This window comes from Streptomyces sp. NPDC051940, assembly GCF_040680895.1.
Lineage (GTDB): Bacteria > Actinomycetota > Actinomycetes > Streptomycetales > Streptomycetaceae > Streptomyces.
In genome coordinates this window covers 15,507-39,069 of record NZ_JBFAXR010000018.1, presented here as the reverse complement: position 1 = coordinate 39,069, position 23,563 = coordinate 15,507, and the positions used below count along the sequence as shown (strand labels likewise).

Annotated in this window: 21 protein-coding genes and 1 pseudogene; 16 read left to right on the top strand and 6 right to left on the bottom strand. The window is 71.5% G+C overall.

From position 1 onward, the window contains the following. The first annotated feature begins 31 nt into the window (after window positions 1-31). The 6 genes from AB0M28_RS10400 to AB0M28_RS10375 all read left to right on the top strand — a co-directional run bounded on the left by AB0M28_RS10400 (window position 32) and on the right by AB0M28_RS10375 (window position 5,833). Window positions 32-1,342 carry an MFS transporter gene (locus tag AB0M28_RS10400; protein ID WP_365400892.1) on the top strand — a complete coding sequence of 437 codons (1,311 nt, stop codon included), beginning with the start codon at window positions 32-34 and terminating at the stop codon, window positions 1,340-1,342. A 76-nt stretch (window positions 1,343-1,418) separates the two neighbouring features. Beyond that, window positions 1,419-2,213 (top strand): 2-oxo-tetronate isomerase, encoded by a 795-nt coding sequence (gene otnI, locus AB0M28_RS10395; RefSeq protein WP_365400889.1) that lies wholly within the window; start codon window positions 1,419-1,421, stop codon window positions 2,211-2,213. Beyond that, the gene (denD, locus tag AB0M28_RS10390; RefSeq protein WP_365400886.1) at window positions 2,210-3,256 is read left to right on the top strand and encodes a D-erythronate dehydrogenase; all 1,047 of its coding nucleotides are present in this window, start codon (window positions 2,210-2,212) and stop codon (window positions 3,254-3,256) included. The genes otnI and denD overlap by 4 nt, the downstream gene beginning before the upstream one ends. 10 nt (window positions 3,257-3,266) lie before the next feature. Beyond that, the gene (locus AB0M28_RS10385; protein WP_365400883.1) at window positions 3,267-4,025 is read left to right on the top strand and encodes a FadR/GntR family transcriptional regulator; all 759 of its coding nucleotides are present in this window, start codon (window positions 3,267-3,269) and stop codon (window positions 4,023-4,025) included. Between the two features lie 399 nt (window positions 4,026-4,424). After that, window positions 4,425-5,057 (top strand): hypothetical protein, encoded by a 633-nt coding sequence (locus AB0M28_RS10380; protein WP_365400880.1) that lies wholly within the window; start codon window positions 4,425-4,427, stop codon window positions 5,055-5,057. A 155-nt stretch (window positions 5,058-5,212) separates the two neighbouring features. Further along, the gene (locus AB0M28_RS10375; RefSeq protein ID WP_365400877.1) at window positions 5,213-5,833 is read left to right on the top strand and encodes a hypothetical protein; all 621 of its coding nucleotides are present in this window, start codon (window positions 5,213-5,215) and stop codon (window positions 5,831-5,833) included. Window positions 5,834-5,921: 88 nt separating this feature from the next. Here AB0M28_RS10375 and AB0M28_RS10370 read toward each other — a convergent pair whose 3' ends face one another. Together AB0M28_RS10370 and AB0M28_RS10365 are read right to left on the bottom strand one after the other, a co-directional pair. Continuing rightward, window positions 5,922-6,662, bottom strand: a complete 741-nt coding sequence (locus AB0M28_RS10370; RefSeq protein ID WP_365400874.1) for a response regulator transcription factor — start codon at window positions 6,660-6,662, stop codon at window positions 5,922-5,924. After that, entirely contained in the window at window positions 6,659-7,900 is a 1,242-nt protein-coding gene (locus AB0M28_RS10365; RefSeq protein ID WP_365400871.1) for an ATP-binding protein, read from the bottom strand. Before AB0M28_RS10365 ends, AB0M28_RS10370 begins: the two co-directional genes overlap by 4 nt. A 223-nt stretch (window positions 7,901-8,123) precedes the next feature. Here AB0M28_RS10365 and AB0M28_RS10360 point away from each other — a divergent pair, with 223 nt between their 5' ends. From AB0M28_RS10360 to AB0M28_RS10340, 5 genes and pseudogenes are all read left to right on the top strand, one after another. Further along, window positions 8,124-8,819, top strand: coding sequence for a hypothetical protein (locus AB0M28_RS10360; protein WP_365400868.1), 696 nt, complete (start codon window positions 8,124-8,126; stop codon window positions 8,817-8,819). A 279-nt stretch (window positions 8,820-9,098) separates the two neighbouring features. Beyond that, on the top strand, window positions 9,099-9,938 hold the full coding sequence (locus AB0M28_RS10355) for a hypothetical protein (RefSeq protein WP_365400865.1): 840 nt from the start codon (window positions 9,099-9,101) through the stop codon (window positions 9,936-9,938). Window positions 9,939-10,093: 155 nt separating this feature from the next. After that, window positions 10,094-11,119 (top strand): RNA polymerase subunit sigma-70, encoded by a 1,026-nt coding sequence (locus AB0M28_RS10350; protein WP_365400862.1) that lies wholly within the window; start codon window positions 10,094-10,096, stop codon window positions 11,117-11,119. 5 nt (window positions 11,120-11,124) lie between these two features. Continuing rightward, window positions 11,125-11,856 (top strand): DUF6069 family protein, encoded by a 732-nt coding sequence (locus AB0M28_RS10345; protein WP_365400859.1) that lies wholly within the window; start codon window positions 11,125-11,127, stop codon window positions 11,854-11,856. 251 nt (window positions 11,857-12,107) lie between these two features. Next, window positions 12,108-13,129: pseudogene (locus AB0M28_RS10340) on the top strand (hypothetical protein). Between the two features lie 67 nt (window positions 13,130-13,196). Here the strand turns inward: AB0M28_RS10340 and AB0M28_RS10335 are convergent. Further along, entirely contained in the window at window positions 13,197-15,575 is a 2,379-nt protein-coding gene (locus AB0M28_RS10335; RefSeq protein ID WP_365400856.1) for an Ig domain-containing protein, read from the bottom strand. 450 nt (window positions 15,576-16,025) lie between these two features. On the opposite strand from AB0M28_RS10335, the gene AB0M28_RS10330 reads away from it, so the two are divergent. From AB0M28_RS10330 to AB0M28_RS10320, 3 genes are read left to right on the top strand one after another with little or no spacing between them, the layout of a single operon-like run. Next, window positions 16,026-17,306, top strand: a complete 1,281-nt coding sequence (locus AB0M28_RS10330; protein ID WP_365400853.1) for an extracellular solute-binding protein — start codon at window positions 16,026-16,028, stop codon at window positions 17,304-17,306. Then, entirely contained in the window at window positions 17,306-18,304 is a 999-nt protein-coding gene (locus AB0M28_RS10325; RefSeq protein WP_365400851.1) for a sugar ABC transporter permease, read from the top strand. The genes AB0M28_RS10330 and AB0M28_RS10325 overlap by 1 nt, the downstream gene beginning before the upstream one ends. Then, window positions 18,304-19,134, top strand: a complete 831-nt coding sequence (locus AB0M28_RS10320; RefSeq protein ID WP_365400848.1) for a carbohydrate ABC transporter permease — start codon at window positions 18,304-18,306, stop codon at window positions 19,132-19,134. The genes AB0M28_RS10325 and AB0M28_RS10320 overlap by 1 nt, the downstream gene beginning before the upstream one ends. A gap of 15 nt (window positions 19,135-19,149) precedes the next feature. Here AB0M28_RS10320 and AB0M28_RS10315 read toward each other — a convergent pair whose 3' ends face one another. Then, the gene (locus AB0M28_RS10315) at window positions 19,150-20,349 is read right to left on the bottom strand and encodes a Gfo/Idh/MocA family oxidoreductase (RefSeq protein ID WP_365400995.1); all 1,200 of its coding nucleotides are present in this window, start codon (window positions 20,347-20,349) and stop codon (window positions 19,150-19,152) included. A gap of 459 nt (window positions 20,350-20,808) precedes the next feature. Here AB0M28_RS10315 and AB0M28_RS10310 point away from each other — a divergent pair, with 459 nt between their 5' ends. Next, entirely contained in the window at window positions 20,809-21,606 is a 798-nt protein-coding gene (locus AB0M28_RS10310; RefSeq protein WP_365400845.1) for an FCD domain-containing protein, read from the top strand. A gap of 50 nt (window positions 21,607-21,656) precedes the next feature. Here AB0M28_RS10310 and AB0M28_RS10305 read toward each other — a convergent pair whose 3' ends face one another. Both AB0M28_RS10305 and AB0M28_RS10300 read right to left on the bottom strand, forming a co-directional pair. Further along, window positions 21,657-22,217, bottom strand: a complete 561-nt coding sequence (locus AB0M28_RS10305) for a type VI secretion system tube protein Hcp (RefSeq protein WP_365400842.1) — start codon at window positions 22,215-22,217, stop codon at window positions 21,657-21,659. A 78-nt stretch (window positions 22,218-22,295) separates the two neighbouring features. Then, window positions 22,296-22,685 (bottom strand): DUF5997 family protein, encoded by a 390-nt coding sequence (locus tag AB0M28_RS10300; RefSeq protein WP_365400839.1) that lies wholly within the window; start codon window positions 22,683-22,685, stop codon window positions 22,296-22,298. 83 nt (window positions 22,686-22,768) lie between these two features. Here AB0M28_RS10300 and AB0M28_RS10295 point away from each other — a divergent pair, with 83 nt between their 5' ends. After that, entirely contained in the window at window positions 22,769-23,560 is a 792-nt protein-coding gene (locus AB0M28_RS10295) for a LysR substrate-binding domain-containing protein (protein WP_365400837.1), read from the top strand. Window positions 23,561-23,563: the final 3 nt, after the last annotated feature.

Here is a 23,563-nt window from a genome sequence, read left to right as displayed (position 1 = left end):
TGAGCCTGAGCCGCACAAGGAAGTGCCCCTCATGTCCTCGATGACCGTGAAAACGGCCGAGAGCCCCGAGCTCGCTCGCGAGAACGCCGTCTACCGCAAGGTGGTCCGGCGAATCGTCCCCTTCCTGATCCTCTGCTACGTCGTGTCCTACCTGGACCGCGTCAACGTCGGCTTCGCCAAGCTGCAGATGTCCGACGACCTCGGCCTCAGCGAGGCGGCGTACGGCCTCGGCGCCGGTCTGTTCTTCATCGGCTACTTCCTGTTCGAGGTCCCCTCGAACCTGATGCTGCAGAAGGTCGGCGCCCGGCGCTGGATCTCCCGCATCATGATCAGCTGGGGTGTGGTCTCGGCGGCGTTCTACTTCGTCAACAACGAGGCCACGTTCTACGTGCTCCGCTTCCTCCTCGGCGCCGCCGAGGCGGGCTTCTACCCGGGCGTCATCCTCTACTGCACGTACTGGTTCCCGTCGCAGCGCCGGGCCCGGGTCATCGCCCTGTTCATGTCGGCCATCCCCGTGGCTGGCATCTTCGGCAACCCCCTCTCCGGCTGGATCATGGACGTGTTCGACGGCGTCGGCGGCTCGGAGGGCTGGCGCTGGCTGTTCCTCATCGAGGCCCTGCCGGCCATCGTCGTGGGTGTGATCGTCCTCTCCTACCTGGACAACGGCGTCCGCGACGCCAAGTGGCTCACCGACGACGAGAAGAGCGTCGTCGAGCGCGCCCTCGCCGAGGACACCGCGCCCCGGACCGCGCACGGCCGCGCCCTGGACGCCTTCCGCGAGGGCAGGGTGTGGCTCATGTGCCTCATCTACTTCTGCTTCGTGATGGGCCAGTACGCGCTGACGTTCTGGATGCCGACCTTCGTCGAGTCGACCGGCATCGAGGGCGCGCTGGCGATCGGCGTGCTGAGCGCCGTGCCGTACGTGGCCGCTCTCGTCGCGATGAACCTGTTCGGCCGGTCCGCGGACAAGCGCCGCGAGCGCCGCTGGCACCTGGTCATCCCGTCCCTGATGGGTGCCGTCGGCTTCTCCATGGCCGCGAGCTTCACCGGCTCGACCGCGCTGTCCCTCGTCGCGCTGTCGATCGCGGCGGCCGGCGTGCTGACCTGCGCCCCGCTGTTCTGGTCGCTGCCGACCGCGTTCCTGAGCGGCACCGCCGCCGCGGCCGGTCTCGCCGCGATCAACTCGGTGGGCAACCTCGCCGGCTTCGTCAGCCCGTACATGATCGGCGCGCTCAAGGACTCCACCGGCTCGACCGCGATCCCGATGTACGTCCTGGCGGCCGCACTGGTCATCGGCGCCGCCGCGGTGCTCACCACCAAGAAGCAGACCGTCAACCACTGACCGGGAGAGGTGTGGGGCAGGTGCACGCGCACCCGCCCCGCACCTCCGAACCCGTTTGAAGGAATCAGGAACCGCCATGCCGAGGTTCGCCGCGAACCTGACCACGATGTACCCCGAGCACGACTTCCTCGACCGCTTCACTGCTGCCGCGGCGGACGGCTTCACGGCCGTCGAGTACCTCTTCCCGTACGCGTACGAGCCCGCGGAGCTGCGCCGCCGCCTCGACGAGAACGGTCTGCGGCAGGTGCTGTTCAACGCGCCGCCCGGCGACTGGGACGCCGGCGAGCGCGGTATCGCCGCGCTGCCCGGCCGCGAGCCGGAGGTGCGCGCCGGGATCGACCGCGCCCTCGACTACGCCGCCGCACTGGACTGCCCGCGCGTCCACATGATGGCGGGCCTTCTCCCGCAGGGCGCCCAGACCGCCGCCCACCGCGAGACGTACGCGGCCAACCTCGCGTACGCCGCCGGGCGCGCCGCGGCCGCCGGGGTCGACATCCTGATCGAGCCGATCAACGGCCGCGACATGCCGGGCTACTTCCTGAGCCGGCAGGCCGACGCCCACGCCGTCGTCCAGGAAGTCGGCGCCGCCAACCTCAAGGTCCAACTCGACCTCTACCACTGCCAGATCGTCGAGGGCGACCTCACCACCACCCTGCGCCGCGACCTGCCGACGGGCCGGGTAGGACATCTGCAGATCGCGGGCGTCCCCGACCGCCACGAACCCGACGAGGGCGAGCTGAACCTGCGCCATCTCCTCGACACCATCGACGAGTCGGGCTTCGACGGCTGGATCGGCTGCGAGTACTTCCCCAAGGCCGGCACGAGCGAGGGTCTCGGCTGGCTGCACACCGTTCGAGGAGAGAACGCATGAGGATCGTCATCACCGGTGGCTTCGGCTTCCTGGGCCGTCAGGTCGCCGAGGCCCTGCTGGAGCAGCGTACGTTCGGTGGTGCGCCGGTCGACCGGCTCGTGCTCGCCGACCGCTTCGTACCGGACGGCACGCCGCTGGCGGCCGACCCTCTGGTCGACGTCGTACGGGGCGACCTGACCGAGCGCCTCGACGACCTGTTCGCGACGCCCGTCGACGTCGTCATCCACCTCGCGGCCGCCGTCTCCGCCGAGTGCGAGGCCGACTTCGACCTCGGCATGGACGCCAACCTGGACACGACCCGCGCCCTCCTGGAGGCCGCCCGCGCCCAGCAGGCCGCGGGCGGTCCGGCGGTACGGGTCGTCTTCGCCAGCAGCGTCGCCGTCTACGGCTCCGACGCCGCGCTGCCGCTGCCCGCCGTCGTCAGCGAGTCGACGCTGCCGACGCCGCAGTCCAGCTACGGCGTGCAGAAGCGGATCTGCGAGCAGCTGATCGCGGAGTACACGCGCCGCGGCTTCCTCGACGGCCGGGTGACCCGCCTGATGACGGTGTCGGTGCGCCCGGGCAAGCCGAACGCCGCGGCCTCCGGTTTCCTCTCCGGCATCATCCGCGAGCCGCTGGCCGGCATCGCGACCGTGTGCCCGGTCAGCCCGGAGCTGCGGGTCGCGCTGGCCTCCCCGCGCCGTACGGTCGAGGGCATCCTCCGGGTCGCGCAGGCCGCGCGCGGCGAGGGCGCGGGCGAGCTCTCCGGTGCTCTGCCGGTGAACCTCCCGGCACTCACCGTCACCGTCGCCGAGATGCTGGCCACGCTGCGCGCGGTGGCCGGCGACGCGGTCGCGGACCTGGTGACGGTGGTGCCCGACCCGTCGACGGAGGCCATCGTGGGCTCGTGGCCCGCGGCGTTCGACAACACCAGGGCGGCCGGGCTCGGCCTCGAGGCGGACCCGGACTTCACCGCGGTGGTACGCCAGTACGTCGCGGACCACGCGAACGCGGTCACCGCGGATGCCCTGGCCGCAACCGGGACGAAGGAACCGCGCCGATAGACTGGTGAACATGCTTTCCAAGGTGGACGGGCCCGTCCGGCTCGCGGACCGGGTGGCCGCCGTGCTCGCGGAGGAGATCGAGTCCGGACGGCTGTCCGAGGGCGACAAGCTGCCGACCGAGGTGGAACTGGTCAAGCAGCTCGGCGTCAGCCGCACGGTGATCCGGGAGGCCGTCTCCCGGCTGCGCAACGCGGGCCTGGTCGAGCCGCGCCAGGGCCGCGGCGTGTTCGTACTGCCCCGGCGTACCCGCCCGCTCGACCTGGAGACGGACGCCGGGGCCACCGGCACCAAGGCCAAGGTGCTGCAGATCGTCGAGGTCCGCAGCCCCATGGAGGGCGAGGCCGCCCACCTCGCCGCCACCCGTGCCACCGCGTCCGACCTCGCCCGGATGCGCAAGGCGCTCGACGCCATCGACGCAGCGGTGGCGGCCGGCGGCGACGGGGTGGCGGAGGACCTCGCCTTCCACCGCTCCATCGCCGAGTCCACCGGCAACGCGATCATGGTCTCCACGGTCCGCTACCTCGGCGAGGTCTCGCACGCCGGCATCCGCATCACCCGCGCCAACGAGGCCCGCCGCGGCGACTTCTTCGAGGCGGTCCGCGAGGAGCACCACGCGATCCTCGCCGCCATCGAGCAGCGCGACCCGAAAGCGGCCCGCGCGGCGGCCCGCCGCCACATGGAACACGCCGCGGCCCGTCTGCTGGAGGCGGGCCCGGAGTTCTGGGACAGCGCCGAGAACCTGGACGTGGACCTCGACACCGCGCCGTGACACCGGCGCGGCCTGTCGGCGTGCCGCCCGGGTAGCCGTCCGCACGCTGATCGCGACGGTCTGGATGCCCCGGCGAAAGGACGCTGGCGCTCCAGATCGTGCACAACCGGTCGGCTGGGGCTGGTGGCCGACGCGGTGGAGGCGCTGCCGGCGGTGGACCTGTACTCCGGGCCGGATCACCAGGACGGGGCGCCTGGCGCCACCCTGGGAAGGTGTTGCAGAAGTAGCGCTCTGGTGAACATTTACAAACGGAACGTGATCCACCGGGTGGCATGCCCCTGCCGCGTGGATAGGCTCGAATGCCTGTTCCCGGCCGAGTGAGGGTCCGGCCGGAAGTCGAGGAGGGGCATACGCGTGCAGGCACGTATCCGAGGGAACGCAGGGAAGATCCTTGCTGTCATGGGCATGGCATTCGCCTTATTCGCCGGTTCGGCGATGACCGCCCAGGCGTCGCACTTCGACAGCATGTACAAGACCAGCAACGCGAACTGGGACTGCTGGGACGGCACCGCGAGCAACGGCCTGTACTGCCGGACCGACAACGGCTATCTGACGTTCGCCATCGAGCCGGGCATGACCACCGCCGGCGACAACGATGTGCGCGAGGTGCTGCGGGACCAGTTCGGGCCCACCGACCTCGAACGCCATGAGCAGACCGGCAGTGACGTCGAGTACAGCGGCTCGACCGAGACGGACATCATCTACGACTGGGCCGACCCCGCCCTGCCCGCCGGCACATTCGGTATCACCTGGTGCAACGACGCCAGCAGCTCCACCGAATGCGACCAGGAGTACATCAGCTTCGACAACATGGGCGGCAGCGAAGCCAATCCCTGGAAGGGCGTCGTCTGCCACGAGACCGGGCACGCCGTAGGCCTCACGCACGGCCATGAGGCCGCGCCGAGGCAGAGCCAGACGGACGGCGATCTGGGCTGCATGCGCACCGAGGGCACCGTGGACCAGATCATCTCCTGGACCGCGCTCGGGTCGCACAACGCAACCCAGATCAACGCCACCTACGCGGCGCCGTGACCGGCCCGTCGCCGCAGGGGGACACCCCTGCCGGGCGGCCGTCGAAGCGCAGGCCACACCAGACCACATCGAAGGGGATCGTGTCCATGCTCCGTCACAACACTGGTCGGCCCGCTGCGGGCCGGCGGTGGCTGCCCGCAACCCGCCGCGGCCGCTTGGCAGCGCTTGCCGTCGCGGCGGCGGCGTTAGTCGGCGGGACCCTCGCCGGCACCGTCTCCGCCGGCGACGACAAGGGGCCGCTGGCAGTCGAGGCTCATATGACCGGCATACCGACCCTGACGGCGTCGGACTGGGTCACGAACGGCGACCACGCCGTCGTGGTCGAGATGGTGTCCGGGAGTGAACACAAGGGTGCTCTCTCGGCGCGCAAGAAGGAAAACGGTGAAGGGCACATTCCGCGCACCGCGACGATGAGGGTCGATCAGGTGCTGTGGTCCAGGCCCGGTGCCGCAGCGGCGCCGAAGACGTACCAGGCCGACCTCCTGGGCTGGTGGTGGGACGGCAGCGGGGAGCAGGAGTTCGCCTGGAAGGGCGAGCCCCGCTTTGAGGAGGGCCACCAGTACATCGTCCTGCTGATCAAGGGTGGCGACGGCAAGTGGGGCGCCACCTTGCACGCGATGCCCTACGACGACGGCAAGGTCGGCACCGGCGAGAGCAACGGGTCCGTCGGCATCGCCAGTGGCACGGACGAGCTGGAGGGCCTGGAGAAGGAAGCCAACGGCAAGAGCGCAGCCGCGGTCAAGCAGCTCCTCGACGCGGCCACCCCGCGGAACTGACCGCACTCCCTGATACCGGCCCTGCGGCGGGAGCGATCCGCGACCTGCCGCAGGGCCGGCACCCGTTCTTGAGGGCGCCCGGGGCGCTTCACGCCCGGTCGCGATCACTCCCGCCGTCCCCGTCGTACGGGCCACCTGACGGCCGCGGGCCCTGGGAAGCCCCGGCGGCCGGGTCGCTGATCCGGTAACCCACGCCGGGTGTGGTGGCGATCACCGGCGGATCACCGAGTTTGCGGCGCAGGCGGCTGATGGTCACCGTGACGGTGTTGGTGAACGGGTCGGCGTTCTCGTCCCAGACCTGTTCGAGCAGGTCCTCCGCGCTGAGGAAGGCGGGGCTCGCGTTCATGAGGGCTTCAAGTACCGCGAATTCCTTGGCGGAGAGATCGAGGGGGCGGCCATCGCGGTCGGCTGTGCGGCGCAACGGGTCGACTGCGATGCCCGCCGCACGCAGGACGCGGGGCGGCGCGGTGGGGCGGCGACGGGCCAGGGCGCGGATGCGCAGCACGAGTTCGGGGAAGTGGAAGGGTTTGGCGAGATAGTCGTCGGCCCCCAGGGCCAGGCCGCTGACACGGTCGCCGGGCGAGCCCGCGGCGGTCAGCATGATCACCATCACCCGGTCGTCCCGCTCGCCGATCATCCGGCAGAGGGTGTCGCCGTGGATGCCGGGCACATCGCGGTCGAGCACGACGACGTCGTAGGCGTTGGCATCCAGTCTGGCCGCGGCGCTGAGCCCGTCGTGGGCCACGTCCACGGCCATCCCCTGGTCGCGCAACCCCTCGGCGACGACCTCGGCGAGGGAGCGGGCGTCCTCGACCACCAGGACTCTCAACGGGCCGTCTCCCTCTCCGCGTCGAGGACCCGGGCCGGCCTGCCGCTCGTACGGGGGAGGGTGACGGCGACGCGCAGACCGCCGGCCGGGCGGGCCCGCAAGTCCAGCGTGCCGTCGTGGGCCTCGGCGACAGCCGCGACGATGGAGAGGCCGAGGCCGCTGCCCCGGCCGGTGGCGGTCCGGTCGGCGCCGAGGCGGCGGAAGGGCTGTGCGAGATCCGCCACCCGCCGCTGGTCCAGGACCGGGCCACCGGACTCGACCACGAGGGATATCGAACCCGGGCCCTGTCCTTCACCCTCGTCACTCAGTATCGCGACGCCGATCCAGCCCTCCGGGTCGTTGTGGACGATCGCGTTGTCGATCACGTTGTCCACCATGCGGCGCAGTAGCGTACGGCTGCCCCACATCCCCGCGGAACTCTCGCTCGGGCTTTCCCGTACCGTCAGACCCCTGGCCGCGATGTCCTCTGCTCGCCCGGACAGGGCGTCCACGACGAGGCGGCCGAGCACGAGCCGCCCCGCGTCGGCCAACTCGCCGTGCTGTGCACGCGCCAGGATGAGAAAGCTCTCCAGCAGCAGGTCCACCTGGTCGAGCCCAGCACGCATCCGGGCGGCGAGCGTGGCCGTGGTCTCGGGCAGGGGGCCGGGCTTGGCGAGGGCCACATCCAGGGAGGCCCGCATCGTGGCGAGCGGCGTGCGCAGTTCGTGGGAGGCGTTGGCGACGAAGAGACGCTGCGCCTCGAATGAGCGCTCCAGGCGGGCAAGCAGGTCGTCGATGGTGTCGGCGAGGTCCTTCACCTCGTCGACAGGGCCGCCGACGGCCAGACGTTCGTGCAGGCTTTCGGCGGTGATCCGGCGAGTGGATGCCGTCATCATGCGCAGCGGGCGCAGCACCCGGCCCGCGACGAACCAGCCGAGGCCGACCGAGACCACCGCCATGACGCCGAACGCGATGGCGGATCCGATCAGGAGTTCCGTGGACCGGTCGTCGTGCGCCTGCTCCAACTGCCGCTCCAGCTCGGCGATGCGCGCCTGGGCGCTTCCCGTCATGGAGGGCCGGCCAACGCCATCATCAGAACCGGCCTGACTGGAGACCACAGCGGCGATGCCGAGCAGTGCTGTGCCGGAGAGCAGGAACGCGGTGGCGTACAGGGCGGTGTACCGTGCGCGGGCGGTGCCACGGAGCGGGCCCGGCAGGGCGGCCAGGCCGTTCGGCCGCCGAGGCAGTCCCCACCTCATCCGTCGGCCCCTTCCGTACGATCCGAACCGGGGACCTCCCGCCAAGTCCCTGTGGCCAGCCTATGCGGAGGCACCTAACAACAACATGACAGCGCCTGTTCGGCCCCTGTAACCCGTGCGGTCACACGATGGGGTCAGGAGTGACGACATCTGCCGACGGCGGCCGTCACGAGCGTTCTTGACAGCGGCCGCCGCACCAGACCAGACGACGGGAATCCCTTCCATGCCTCACACCAGCAGTGATCAGCCCGTCGCGGGCCGGCGGTGGCTGCCCACGACCCGCCGCAGCCGCCTGACAACCCTGGCCGTCGTGGCGGCCACCCTGACCGGTGGGACTGTCGTCGGCGTCGTCATCGCTGACGACGCCGGCGACAAGGGCCCGTTGGTCGGCCGGACCGACATGTCCGGGCTGCCGACCCTGACGGCGTCGGACTGGGTCACGAACGGCGACCACGCCGTGGTGATCGAGATGGTGCCCGGCAGTGAACACAGGGGCGCCCTGCCGGACGGCGAGACGTCCGGCAGGGAAGGGCACATCCCGCGCATCGCGACGATGAGGGTCGATCAGGTGCTGTGGTCCAGGCCCGGTGCGGCAGCGGCGCCGAAGACCTACCGGACCGAGCTCCCGGGATGGTGGCGGGACGGCAGCGGTGAGCGCGAGTTCGCCTGGAAGGACGAGCCCCGCTACGAAGAGGGCCACCGGTACATCGCCCTGCTGATCAAGGGCGACGACGGCAAGTGGGGCGCCACCTTGCACGCGATGCCCTACGACGACGGCAAGGTCGGCACCGGCGAGAACGAGGGGACGGTCGTATCCAGTCGCAGCACGGACGCGCTCGAAGGTCTGGAGAAGGCCGCCAACGGCAAGAGCGCGACCGCGGTCAAGCAGCTCCTCAACGCGGCCGCCCCGCAGAACTGAGCGTGCACCAAGGGGAGTTGGCCCGGTCCTCGACAGCAACGTGGGCTGAGGGTCCGCGCACCCGAGGGCGCGCCGCCGAACGTCTGCTGGTCGGCGGAGAGTCCGGCACGCCCACCGGGGCTCGGGCTCCGGGTTGCTCTTCCACTCGGCACGCAGACCCCCTCCTGGAATGTCCGCCTCCGGCGACGGATGTACATACCTCCTTTACGTGTAACCCACGCGGTTCGACAATGCGTGGGACCGTTCGCTCTCCCCATCGACCACCGGGAGTGTGTCCCCGTGCAGATCCCCGCCACGACTCCGCAGGGGCCGGTGCAGCCCGGCGATCCCAGTGCTGCCCTCGGATGCGTCTATATCGCGCAGGTGCCGCTCGCGCTCCTCACCGCCGTCTTCGCGTTCATCTGCAGCGGCGGGGGATTCCTCGCCGAGAGCGACTGGGACACCGGCGGGCTCGTCGCGTTGGGTGTCTGGCTGTGTGTCCTGGGCATCGGGATGATACCGGCGGCGCGCAGGCTGAAGGCGGGTTCGTCCGCCGCGTGGTTCGCGCTGGTGCTGCTCACCACCGGACTGCTGGTCGCCCACGTCGGCGTGCTGCGCGCCACCGACTTCGATCTGTTCTTCAACTTCTTCGGGCTGCTCACGGCCGTCATGGGCTACGGCATGCTGTTCAGCCCCGACACCCGCGCCGCCGCCGGGGTGTTCCTGCGCCCGTCCCGCCCCACCGCGGAGATCCCGCCGGCGGTGGAGAAGGCGGGGGCGGCCTTCCTGTACCTGTCGTACGGACTGGCCTTCGTGCCCGGCATGCTGCTGCTCCTGGCCGTCAACGAGGACGACATCCTGCGCGGCCTGCGCGACTGGGGGCCGTGGATCCTGCTGTGGGGCGCGGTGGCCGGGGCGCACTTCCTCGTCGCCGTGCTGACCCGGCGCGGCTCTCCCACCGCCCGCTGGGCCGCGACGGTGCTGTCCGGGGTGTACGCGGCGGCGGGCCTGGCCCTGCTGTTCGGGTACGGGGCGATCAAGGGCACGTTCCTGATCCTGCTGGCGACGCCCGTGGTGCTGCTCAACACGGCCGAGGCCCGCGCCTTCTACCGCAACAGGCGCCGCGACAGCACCGCCTGAGGCGGCGTCAGCCCCCCATCCGCGTCACCGCCAGCACGCCGCCCGCGGTCAGCAGGAGGACGCCCGCCGCAGCCGCGGCCCGCCCCGGTGATGAGTTGTCGCGCCCGCAGCCGTCACACGTACGACGGGGCACTGCGAGAGGGAAGGATGACGTGATGGATGCGGACACGCGGCTGGAGGAGCCGGGCGGGACCGACTCGGGCGGGAGGCTGAACGTGAGCGGTCTGGGGGAGGTCGACGAGCCCGCGTTCACCGGGCTGGCGGAGCGGCACCGGCGGGAGCTGCACGTGCACTGCTACCGGATGCTCGGGTCGTTCGAGGACGCCGAGGACACCGTGCAGGAGACGTTCCTGCGGGCCTGGCGCCGGCGGGAGACCTTCGAGGGGCGGTCGACGTTCCGGGCCTGGCTGTACCGGATCGCCACCAACGCCTGCCTGGACCTGCTCGCCAAACGCCGCCCGGAGCCCGCGACCGGGGGCGAGGTGCTGTGGCTGCAGCCCTATCCGGACCAGCTGCTCGACGAGCTGCCCGCGGCGGACGCGGACGAGCCCGAGGCCGTCGCCGTGGCGCGGGAGACGATCGAGCTGGCGTACCTGGTCGCGGTCCAGCACCTCGCGCCGCGCCCGCGGGCCGTGCTGATCCTGCGGGACGTGCTCGGCTGGCCGGCGAAGGACGTCGCGGAGCTCCTCGGGGACTCCGTCAACTCCGTGAACAGCGCGCTGCAGCGAGCCCGCGCCGGCATGCGCGAGCACCTGCCCGCCGAGCGGCAGGACTGGACCGGCGGCGAGGAGGACTCCGGGACGCGTGAGCTGGTGCGCCGCTTCACCGAGGCCAGCGTCGCCACGGACGTCAAGGCACTCGCCGCACTGCTGCGGGACGACGTCCGCTGCTCGATGCCGCCCACGCCGGGCCTGTACGTCGGCCGCGACGCGGTGGTGAACGACTGGGTCGAGAGCGGCTTCGAAGGTATGACGGGCCTGCGCGCCGTCCCCACGTCCGTGAACCGGCAGCCCGCCGTCGCCTTCTACCTCTGGCGGGAGCCGGAGGGCGCGTATCTGCCGCTGACGATCGATGTACTGCGCGTCACCGGCGGGGCGATCACCGAGATCGTCATCTTCCACGACGACCGGTTCCCGCGGCTCGGGCTGCCGGAGCGCCTGCCGGCGGACGGTACGGAGTAGTCCCGGTGCGGACGCTCGCGCTGCGACGTGGCGCGCGTGTCGCGGTGGTCGCGGCGGACTGGCGCGACGCGTTCGGCGTCGTCGTCCGCGGGCGGGTGCAGCTGGAGCTGCGCGACGGCGGGCCGGGGCCGGTTCTCGGACGCGGCGCCGGGTTCTGGCTGCGCGGCACCGGCGTACGCGCCCTGCGCAACCCCGGCCGCCGTACGGCGCGGGTGCGCGTCGTCACGCCGAGGCCGCGACCCTCGCACACCCGCACGCCGCGAACCGAACCGACGGAGAGGAACGACATGAACCGCACGAACGGCGCCGGGTTCGTCGCCGGCCCGGCGACGGGCACCCGTACCCACCCCTTCCGCGGGCTCGCCGGCATCGGCTGCATGACCGCGCTCGCAGCGGTGGCGGCCACCGCACTCGCCGCCGCACTCGCGCGGGCCGCCGGCGTCGACTTCGAGATACCCGAGGGCGGCGAGGCGATCCCGTTGCCCGGGTTCGCGGTGGTGACGGGCTTCTTCTCGCTCGTGGGCGTGGTCATCGCCCTGGCACTTCTACGGCTGAGCGCCCGCCCCGCCCGCCGATTCGTGTGGACGGCCGTGTCGCTGACCGTGATCTCGCTGCTCCCGCCCCTCCTCTCAGGGGCGGACGCCGCCACGACCGCCACCCTGATCGGGCTGCACCTCGTCGCCGCGACGGTCATGATCCCCACCCTGGCGCGCGGCCTCCACACCCGGACCGCTTGACGATCCCGCAACGGGGGGCGCTCCCGGCCAGCACCGCAACTCACGCCTACCCGGTGACCTTTCGTCCATTACCTGGGAGGATGCGCCCTCGTGCGCTCCCCGAGGCACCGGAGGCGGTGCCATGACGCGGAGCGCGAACCTGGGGGCGGGCCGAAGGCCCACGACGTGAGGAGTCCGGTGTGGCGGCGGGCGGGGAGAAGAACGGTTCGTCAGTGCCTGACGAGGAGTGGGAGAGGTTTCTCCGCGATTCCATGGAGGGCACGGCGGACGCTCCCCGGGAGCCGTCGGCACGCGCCCGGGTCGTGGCCGCGCGGCAGCGGGGGGAGTCCGGGGGCGCGCCGGGAGGGCGGACGTACGCGCAGGCCGGGCCCGGCCGGAAGACGGGCAGGTACGTGGTCGGGCTGCTGGTCGCGGTGGCACTGGTGATCGTGGCGCTGGATCCGGGGCGCGTGGTCGGCTGGTTCACCGACCGCGGCGGTGACGACACACCGCTCGCCGCCGAGTCGGAGCGCCCGTCGCAGGCGCCTCCGGTGGAGAACGCCCAACAGCCCACGCGTGACGATCCGTTCCGGGGCTCACCGGCCGCCCGCTGGTCGGACGGCACAGCCGGGATCACTGTGCCGGCCGCCAAGGCGACCGGCTGGATGAGCCGGGCGCAGGTGGAGCGGGCGCTGAAGAGGACCAGGGACTTCCTCGCCGCGGCAAGCCTGGATCCGGGGGTGCTTCGGGGCGGGCACCCCACGAAGGCCATCGCGCTGATGAATCCCCATCAGAAGGACATGCAGACCTTCCTGAAGGCGGCCTTCCGCTCACCGAGCGAAGACAACGACCCGCGGCTGCTCTTCAGCCGTTTCGACACCGAACAGACGCGTCTCGTCGGGGACGTGGTCAGGACCCGGGGCCGGATCACGTACCGGGAGGGCAAGCGCGGCGCTCTCGAGGTGACGACCGACGTCACCTACGTGTACCCGGTCGAGCCCGCAGCGGGCGGCAGCGGGATCGTCCGGACGATCGTACGACGCGAGGTGGTGCTGAACTGGGACGACCCCGCGAAGGTGATCACCGAGCCGGGAACGTTCTCCCTCGTCTCGTACCAGGCCGACATGACCAACGCGGGCTGCGACGTCACCACCGGCTACCTCACCCTCCGTTCGGCGCGGGGGAATCGGAAGCCGCCACGGGCCCCGAGGTCGACCCGTACGACCGCAGCATCTCGATGGACGAGCGCTCCGAAGCCGCAGACGAGGGCTGCGGCAGAGCAACGCGGTCGTAGGTCACGCCCCAGGCAGCCCCCATCGACGCCGAGCGCCGATCCGCGGACGCTGCCCGGGACGGCCCCCTCACCGCAGCCGCGGTGCCGTGACCAGGTCGTACGTGATCGAGGCGTCCCGCACCCGCCCCCCGTTGCGGGCCGTGACCGTGAAGCGGCTGGTGCCTGGCTGGGTGGGGACGCCGGTGAGGCCGCCCGTGTCCCGGTTGAGGGTGAGGCCCGTCGGGAGGTGGCCCGCGGTGAGTTCGTAGCGGAGGGTGCGCGGTGTCGTCGAGGTCACCTTGAACTGGTAGAGCTCGCCCGCCCGCGCCGCCGGCGGCCGTGGTGAACTGAAGCCCGGCGTGGGGGCCTTCACCTGCTGCGGGTCGCCGAGAGGCGCGCCGGCGGAGTCGGTCTCCTGCAGGGTCCACTCCTCGTCCGCGGTGACCTCCGACAGGTGCCAGTACCGGTTCACGGCACCCAGCGCCGTCTTCTGCTCGGCGGTGAACGCGCCCATGGCGCGCGCGGACTCCCACGTCCTGACGGCCTCCAGGACCGCGGCCGTGTTCGTCCCGGAGGACAGGCTCGACACGCTGGTCTCGAAGTTGACGCCGGCGTCGAGGGAGGCGGCGCGCGCCATGGTGACCTCGATCGACGGGAGCGTGGTGTTGCCGGACAGGCCCTGCTGGCCCAGCATGCCGGGCAGGTGGTTGGCGCGGTAGAAGGTGTTGCTGCGCAGCAGCTGGGCGTAGTCGGTGCGGCCGATCTCGCCCCAGCTGGCCCGGGACTGGGCGTCCCAGGTGTTGGAGGCGAGGTTGCTGCACTCGGTGATGAACTCCTTCGAGTCCAGCTGCCGGTAGACGCCGTTGACCAGGTGCGCGAAGCCGTAGCCGCCCCAGCCGTTGTAGCCCGCCGACTCCAGTCCGTCGTACGAGGTGGCGCGGATACCGGTGGTGTTGTACGCCGTGGCCAGCCGGGTCGCGATCTCGTCGATGATCGGCAGGCCGCCCAGCGCGCCCCCGTAGCCGTTCTGGATGAGCCGGGCGACACGCGTCCCCGCCGGGTAGGACCGCGCGGCCGAACTCCACTGGCCCCGGGAGACCCCGGTGACCTGCCATTCGGCGTCGCCGATCTGGGTGACCGTCTGGTACGTCACGAACTCGTCGCCGATCCGCAGCCGCTGCCCGTCGACACCGGACCGGAGGAACCCCTGCCCGTCGACGTACAGCGTGGTGCCGGTCGCGTCGAGCGGGCGGGTGAGCAGGGCTGAGCCGCCGAGCGCCAGGCGGGGGTCGGCAGGGGCCCGTACATACGGGTCATGGGCGTCGACGAAGTCGGACAGGGTGTGCACACCGACCTCGACCCCCTCCTTCGCCACCGTCGACACCAGCTGCGCGGCCGCGGCGTCCGAGCCGCCGAACGCGCTGTTGAACTCGTAGTGCCCGTGCGACTGCCACGGCCCGTCGCCGCTGATCGCGTAGATGTTCCGGATCCCGGCCCGGGCGGCGAACCCGGCGGCGACGGCGGCGTTGGAGGTGTCCAGGCCGTGCACCCAGAAGTGGGACTGCGCGGTGCGCTGGGCCGCCTTCTGCCACTGGCCGTCCAGGGTCGGGTAGGGCAGGCCGTGCGCCTGGGCGATCTCGCTGAGCACGGTCAGGGTGAGCGCGGAGGCGCAGCCGAACAGCGCGATCCGCGAGCCGGGGATGCGGCCCTCGGGCGCGGGCAGCGGGCCCAGCGGGATCTCGTAGCCGTTGGTGCGCTGCCGGGTCCGGACCCGGCTGTAGTCGTACGTGGTGGCCCGCAGCACACTGCCCCAGCTGGTCTTCGCGGCGACGTTCGAGGCGAGCCACTCGTCCTTCACGCCGGTCTGCAGGCCGTAGGGGTTCCAGACGAGGTCGGGGCCGAAGCCGTACGCCAGGTGTTCGTTGGGCCAGCCGCCCACGGTCCTGTCGTTGAGCGGGCGGACGCCGACGGCGAAGGTGCCGTCGTCGACCACGCCCACGGTCTCGCCGATGGTGCGGGTGATCGTGGTCGGCAGCGGGCCCCACAGCAGGGTCTGTACGTCGACGCCGTCGGCGGCCTCGAGGCCGACCAGTTCCAGGGTGGTGTGGGTGGGGTGCGGGACGACCCGCACCCGGAGGGTGACCCGCTCGCCGGTGAACTCCAGCACCCGGTGGTCGACCGCGGAGCGCCGTACCGCGGTGGGGATCTCCTGCTCGCCGTCGGCCACCACGCTGACGAGCGGGACCGACCGGCCCGGAGCCAGATGGTCGGTGCCGTCGCGTACGTCGACCAGTCCGGCCACCCGGCCGGTCCGGTCCAGCTCGACCGCCAGGAACCCGGCGGTGATCCGGTATCCACCGGACCCGTCGCCGTCGGCGCGCGATGCCGCCTGGGACGGGGTGGCGGTCAGCCCCAGCGCGCTGATGGAAGTGAGGCCGCCGGCGACCAGAAAGCTGCGTCGGTCCATGGGTTCTCCGCGTTCTCCTCGAGGGCGCAACCCGACGGGGCATGCGCGTGCGGGTGGGGATGACTGCTCCGGCCCGGACCGCATAGTTCCTACTCTTCGGGTACGGGAACGGGCTGCTCGGATCTCCGAAATGGGGGAAATCTCCACCGTTTCCCGGCAGTTGATCGCCCCTGGTTCCGCACAGCCTGCTAGCACCGGCCCAGTCAGTCAAGGCTTAGTTAGGATCTATAACCCCGGGTTGCAGGGTCCGATAGATCTGCTTCTTTCCTTGACATGGTCGCGAAGCGACTTCGATACTCGGAGCGCGCTCAACGGCGGACTCCTTGCCGGGCGGCGGGCTCTTGGGAGGCGCGGCACCGCGGCAAGAGTCTGAATCATGAGGCGGACAGAGGACGGCACATGACACGCACGACACGCTGGACACGCAGGATACGCAGCACGGGCACACCGATGCTTCTGAGAACCGCCGCCCTCGCGGCCACCCTCGCCCTGACCGGATGCACGGCCGGCAGCGGCGACGACAAGGCGTCGTCGTCGGACGGCGAGGTCACGCTGACGTTCCTCACCTTTGAAACGCCCAACCTGGACGCGAAGTACTGGGACGCGTCCATCGCCCGCGCCTCGGCGAAGGTGCCCGGCGTGCGGATCAAGAAGCTCGTGTCGCCGAGCGCGGACCGCACCGGATACGCCAAGCAGCTGGACAGCACCGGCCAGTTCCCGGACGTGATGATCGGGCTGAACCCCGCCGGATTCGCCGAGTCGGGCAAGCTCGCCGCCTGGACGGACCAGGACCTCGCCCCGTACACCCAGCCGCACGCCAACACCTACGGCGGCAAGGTCTACCAGCTGCCGTACGCGGCCCAGACCACGCTGGTCTACTACAACAAGAAGGACTTCGCCACGGCAGGCGTGGCCACCCCGCCCCGCACCTACGCCGAACTGCTCGACGCGAGCGCGAAGCTGAAGGCGAAGGGCATCAACCCGTTCGTGGTCGGCGGCGGCGGCAAGGACTCCTGGGCCGACATGTTCCCCCTGATCTGCACCGTCGCCACCGAGGTCTACGACGGGACCCCGGACTGGCTGACGCAGCGCGCCGCGGGCAAGGTCGAGTTCACCGACGACGCCTTCGTGAACGCCGCGCAGAAGGTCGCCGGCCTCGCCGGCAAGGGATACGTCGACCGGGCCGGGCTCTCCCGCTCGTACGCGGACACCGAGCAGGCGTTCCGCGACGGCAAGGGCGCCATGTACCCGATGGGCAGCTGGTTCGCCGCGTCGGCCGACGCGAAGAAGCCGGACTTCGAGACGGGCGTGTTCGCCTGGCCCACCGACCAGGGCGCACCGGCGCTGCCCGGCGTCCTCGGCGGCGGGATGACGGTGAGCTCGAAGGCGCCGGACGTGGCGCTGGCCAAGAAGTGGGCGAAGGCGTTCATGGAGGACGACAAGAACCTCGACGCCGCGGTGAAGGCCGACGCCCTCATCATCGCCATCAAGGGCTACCAGGCACCGGCGAACATGGGGCCCGTCTACCAGGCGACCGTGGCCGCGTACGAGAGCGCCCAGAAGGAGGACGGCATCGTCAACTCCTTCTCCCAGGAGACCGGTGACGGCTCCCTGCCGCCGGGCATGGCCGACAAGGCCGCCGCGGGGATGCAGAACCTGCTCAGCGGCCGTATGACGGCCCGGGAGTTCGCCGCCTACCTGGACGAACAGTGGGAGAAGGCCACCCGGTAATGCGCAACCGCACCCACGACCCGGTGGAACTCCGTGCCGGGGCTGCGGCCCCGGCCCGGCGCCCGGCGCCCGGGCGGACCCCCGCTCCCGAGAAGGCGGCCGCTCCGCGCCGGCGCCGCCGCGGCCGCCGCGAACGACTCGGCCGCTTCGCCCTGTTCGCGGCCCCCGGACTGCTGGCCTACCTCGCCGTCGTCCTCGTACCCATCGGTGTCGCGACCGGCTACAGCCTCACCGACAAGAACCCCTTCGACCCGCCGACCCAGTGGGTGGGCCTGGACAACTTCACCGGCCTCGCCTCCGACGACGAGTTCTTCACGGCGCTGCGGAACACCCTCGTCATCACGGTGCTCGTGACGCTCGTGACCAACGCCGGCGGTCTGGCGATCGCGCTGCTCCTGGACCGCCGCGGCTGGCTGTACAACGCGCTGCGCAGCGTGTTCTTCGTCCCCGTCGTGCTGAGCGCCGTCGTGGTCAGCGTCATCTGGCAGGCGATCCTCGTCGACGACGGCCTGCTCAACTCCATGCTGCGGCAACTGGGGATGAGCAATCCGCCGGGCTGGCTGTCCGACCCGGACCTCGCCCTCTACACGGTGTCCTGGGTGATCGCCTGGCAGGGGCTCGGCTTCTGCGTGGTGATCTATCTGGCCGGGCTGCAGGGCATCCCGCAGGAGCTGCACGAGGCGGCGGCGCTCGACGGCTGCGGCCCGCTCGCCCGCTTCCGCCACGTCACCTGGCCGATGCTGGCCCCCGCCGTCACGATCAACACGGTGATGTCGCTGATCGGCGGCTTCAAGGCGTACGACCAGGTCCAGGTCCTCACCAACGGCGGCCCGGGACCCGGCACCACCTCCACCCTCGCCTTCCAGGTGGTGCAGACCGCCTTCAACGGCAACCACGTCGGCTACGCCTCCGCGATGGCCGTCGTGATGCTCGCCCTCGTGGCCGCCGCCTCGGTCGCCGCGCTCCGCCTGCTCCAGCGACGCGAGGTGACCTTCTGATGACGACCGCAACCAGGACCTGGGTGCGTCCGCTCGCCGCGTCCCTCGCCGGCCTGCTCTTCTTCCTGCCGATCTACCTCGTCCTCGTCAACGTGTTCAAGAACGGCCCGGACATCGTGGCCCACCCGGTGGGCCTGCCCGTGCCGCCGACCGTGGACAACGTCGACAGCGTGCTCTCCAGGCCGGACCGCCTCTTCTGGTACGGGCTGGTCAACAGCACCGAGGTCACCGTGATCTCCATCCTGGTCGTCACGGCGCTCTCGGCCATGCTCGGCCACTATCTGGCCCGGTCGGCCGGCGCGCTCGCCAAGATCGCCATGGTGGTGCTGCTGTGCGGGCTCATGGTGCCGCCCGCCGTCATCCTGACCCCGATCACCGAGGTGCTGCGCACCCTCGGCCTGATGGGCACGGTGCCCGGCCTGATCCTCGCGTACGTCGGCTACTACATGCCGTTCGGCGTCCTGGTCTTCGCCGGCTTCGTCAAGACGATCCCGCGGGAGCTCGAGGAGTCGGCGGCGCTCGACGGGGCGGGGGCGTTCCGGGCGTTCTGGCAGGTGGTGTTCCCGCTGATGCGGCCGGCGTCGGCGAGCGTGCTGATCTTCCTCGGCGTCTGGATCTGGAACGACTTCCTCAACCCGCTGATCATCCTGGGACCGGACGCCGGCACCACGGTGACCGTCGGCATCTACCGCGCCATCGGCGAACACCAGGCCGACTTCGGCTCGGTGTTCGCCTTCATGTTCCTCGCGACGCTGCCGGTGCTGGTCTTCTATCTGGCGTTCCAGAAGCAGTTCGTGAAGGGACTCACGGGCGGGGCGACGAAGGGCTGATCCGGGCGGCGGCGCTCAGCCGCGCTCAGCCCCGACCGCCGTCGACCCGGGCTGGCCGCCGTCGAAGTAGGCGGCCGTCTCCGCGTCCACGGGCGGCACGTCGACCGGCCTGCCGCCGTCCCGCAGCGACACGGTGGCCGCGTACCCGGCGGCCACCGCCTCGCGAGCCGCCACCGGCGAGGTGACGGTGGTCCCGCCTTCCCGCAGGAACCGCAGGAACGCGTCGACCAGCAGGGGGTCGGCGCCGCCGTGCGACCCGTCCGGGGAGTGGACCGGCTTGGTGACGTCGGCCTCGGCGCGGTAGCCGGAGCGCCGGTTCCACACCCGGATCTCCGCTCCCTCGGAGTCGCCGAAGTTCTCCAGCCGTCCCTCGGTGCCGATCACCGTGTAGTTGCGCCAGTAGTCCGGGGTGTAGTGGCACTGCTGGTAGCTGGCGAGCACGCCGTTGTCGAGCTGCATCTGCATCATGCTCAGGTCCTCCACGTCCACCACCGGGTTGAGCCCGGTCAGGGTGCGGGGAGGCCAGTTGTTCTCCGACAGCCAGTCGGTCATCCGGTGCGCGTCGCGGTCGCGCCGCGAGGTGATGCCGCCGTAGACGGTCAGTGCGCCCATGGCGTTCACGCGCCGGGAGTACCCGCCGGCCAGCCAGTGGATGACATCGATGTCGTGTGCGCCCTTCTGCAGCAGCAGGCCGGTGGTGTTGCGCCGGTCGGCGTGCCAGTCCTTGAAGTAGAAGTCCCCGCCGTGTCCGACGAAGTGGCGGCACCAGACGGCCTTCACCTCGCCGATCTCCCCGCGCTCGATCAGCTCGCGCATGGCGGTGACGACGGGCATGTGCCGCATGTTGTGGCCGACGAACAGCCGCGTGCGGTGCTTGTGGGCCGTGCGCAGCACCTGGTCGCAGCCGTCGGTGGTGATCGCCATCGGCTTCTCCAGGAACACCGGGACGCCGGCCGCCAGGAAGTCCGTGGCGATCCGCTCGTGCGTGTGGTCCGGGGTGAGGACGAGGACGCCGTCGAGCCCGGCGTCGAGCAGGTCGCGGTGGTCGGTGGTGGTGCGCACGGAGCGGCCGAGGCGGTCCTGGGCGAGTGCGGCCATGCGCGGGTCCGTGTCGCAGGCGGCCGTCACGCGCGCGCCCGCGCCGGGACGGTGGGCCAGCGCGGCCAGGCCGCCGCGCACGCCGAGACCGATCACGCCGAGCCTCACGTCGTTCAACATGCGTGTCCTTTACGGGAGATGAGCCGGCCGCCGGTCCGGCCGGCCGCTGCGGGTGCGTGGTGCCTCCGGGGCTTTCGGTGGCGCGAGACGCTCGCGCCGCGGGACCCGGAGATGGTGTAGTAGTGACCGACCTCGGCGCGCCGCCCGTCGCTGCGCTCGGCTGCCGCTGCCGGCTGCGCCCGGCCGGGAATAGCTCTGATACATGGTCTGCTGCATGAACGGTGCGGGGGCATGGCGGTGAGCTCGGGCGTCGGATCGAGCCGTCGGTGAAATCGGTGCGGCTGCTGTGTGGATGCGGAGGAAGGCGTACACGAGTCTGCGGCCGTGCGATCCTGGCGTCAAGATGGTTGATGTGATTCACTGGCGGCAGACTGTTCGATGTATCTGAAACATGCAGCGGGAGTGAGACCAGGGCATGTCGGCCGGCGGCCTCACGGGGAGAGCGAGGGAACGTCGTTGAACCAGACACAGAGGGGCGCCGCGAAGGCCGCCGCGCCGGAACCCGCGGGCGGCGGCGCGTACCGGCCCGGCTACGAGGTCGCGGCCGAGCGCATTCTGGAGTACGTGGTGCGGGCCGGGCTGCAGCCCGGCGCCCGGCTGCCCACCGAGAAGGACCTGGCCGAGGAGGTCGGGATGTCCCGGACGGTCGTCCGGGAAGCGGTGAAGATCCTCTCCGCCCTGGGGCGGCTGTCCGTACAGAAGGGGCGCGGCATCTATGTCGCCGAGCCCGAGCACTCCTCCTGGCAGCAGTCCCTGACCAACTTCCTGCCGGCCGACCTCCGCCAGGTCGACGAACTCTTCGAGTTCCGCCGCCACCTGGAGACCACCACCGCCGAGCTGGCCGCCCAGCGCGCCACCCCCGCCCAGGTCAAGGCCGTCCGGGAAGCCGCGCACCAGTCCGCCCGGGCCGCCCTGGACGACGACATCGACGCCTTCACCCTGGCCGACGAGGCGTTCCACGCCGCCGTCGCCACGGCCGCCGCCAACACGTTCTACACGGCCACGGTCGACGCCGTACGGCGACTGCAGCGCCAGGTCACGACGATAGGGCTGGCCGGCATCGCGGGCGGCTCACTGCTGCAGGCCGCCAACCAGCACGAAGCCATCGCGGAGGCCGTCGGATCCGGCGAGGCCGCCCGCGCCCAGGCCCTGATGGCGGAGCACATCGACATGACGGCACAGCAGTTCCAGCGCGAGATCTGGCGCCGCGTGATCCCGGAGGACGACTCCCCGGTCCCGCACTCCCGCCCGTAGCGCCGCGGGCGGGCCGGCTCACGCACACCGGACCGCCCGCGGCGGCGCTCTCAGCAGGAGCGCGAAGTCTTGACGTCCCAGCAGGTGGAGACCAGGGAGCCGTCGGGCGCCCGCGACGTCATCGTGACCTTCGCGAAGTCGAGCGTGACCTTGTCGGTCGGTGCGGTGCCTGCCTCCTGGCCGGCTGAACTGATGCCGGAGATCAGCACGTCCTGGAGTCTGATCGTGAGGTACGGCTGCGGCCTTCCCCTTCCCTTCTCGGCCGTCAGCACGGCCTCCTTGTGGTGCGTGCCGGTGGCCACGCTCTTGAAGATCAGGGGACTCGCGGAGTCGGTCGTCTTGGCGAAGGTGAAGTCGGAGAACGTCACCTTGCCCGTGCCGCCGCCACCGCCGGCGCCACCGGTACCGGACTGCGAGGCACCCAGCGAGTAGGAGTAGATCTCGATCTCGCCCCGGTGCTTGTCGGCCGTGGACTCGCCCGGAATTCCGTCGATCTTGAGGAACAGCGTGGTGCGCGGGACCCGCTGGTCAGGCTCTGCCGCGGTCGCGGGACCTGCCAGCAGCGCCGTCGCGGTCATCGCGACGGCGCCCAGTTTCAACAGGGATTTCATACCGGGAGAACGAGCGGACGCGTCCGCACGGAATCCGTCAAACGACTGAACGCCGCTCGCCCACCGGGAGCGGCGCGGTCAGGCCTCGTCGGTCTGCTCCGCCTTCTTCGCCTTGATACGGGCCGCCTCCTTGCGGACCTCGGCCTGGGTGGCGCGCTCCTTCTGCAGCCACTCCGGGTTCTCCGCCTTCAGCGCCTCGATCTGCGCCGTGGTCAGGGCCTCCGTCACGCCGCCCCGGGCCAGGCCGGAGATGGAGACGCCCAGCTTCGCCGCGACCACCGGGCGCGGATGCGGGCCGTCGGCGCGCAGGTCGCGCAGCCACTGCGGCGGGTCGGTCTGCAGGGCGTTCAGCTCGGCGCGCGAGACGACGCCCGTCCGGAACTCCTCGGGGGTGGCGTCGAGGTACACACCCAGCTTCTTCGCCGCGGTGGCGGGCTTCATGGTCTGGGTGCTCTGGTGCGCGTTCATGGGATCAAGGATACGAGCAGTCGGGGACCGCGCCCGCGCCACGCGGATGAGCCGGTCCCCGGGGGCCCGGCTAGCCTGGGGGCGTGAGCGACCCCCAGCACCGTCCCGCAGCCCCCACGGCCCCTTCGGCGTTCCGCCTCGGCTACGTCCCCGGCGTCACGCCCGGCAAGTGGGTGCGGATCTGGGAGGAGCGCTACCCCGCCGCCCCGCTGGAGCTGGTCGCCGTCACCACCGCCGAGGCCCCCGGCGCGCTGCGGGAGCGGGAGCTGGACGCGGCCTTCGTACGGCTGCCCGTCGACCGCGCCGATCTGCACGCGATCCCGCTGTACGTCGAGACGACCGTCGTCGTGATCCCCAAGGACCACCTCTTCGCCGCCGCCGACGACGAGCTGACCGCCGAGGACCTCGCCGACGAGCTCGTCCTGCACCCGCTCGACGACACCCTGGACTGGGAGCACCCGCCGGGCCGCCCCGCGCTGGAGCGCCCCGCCACCACGGCGGACGCCGTGCAGCTGGTGGCGGCGGGCGTCGGTGTGCTCGTCGTACCGCAGTCGCTGGCGCGGCTGCACCACCGCAAGGACCTGACGTACCGGACCGTCGGCGGGCTGCCGCAGTCGCAGGTCGCGCTCTCCTGGCGGGAGGACGCCACCACGGACGCGGTGGACGACTTCATCGGCGTCGTGCGCGGGCGGACCGTGAACAGCTCGCGCGGCCGGCGCGGGGAGGCGGAGCCGGCGGCCCGGCAGGCGGACAAGGGCGCCGCGCGGCGCAAGCCGCCTCCGCCCGGGCGTGGCGCCAAGGCCGGCGGCGCCGGCGCGCGCAAGGGCGCCGCGCGCGGCGGCAAGCCCGCCAAGCGGCCGCGCCGCCACTCCTGACCC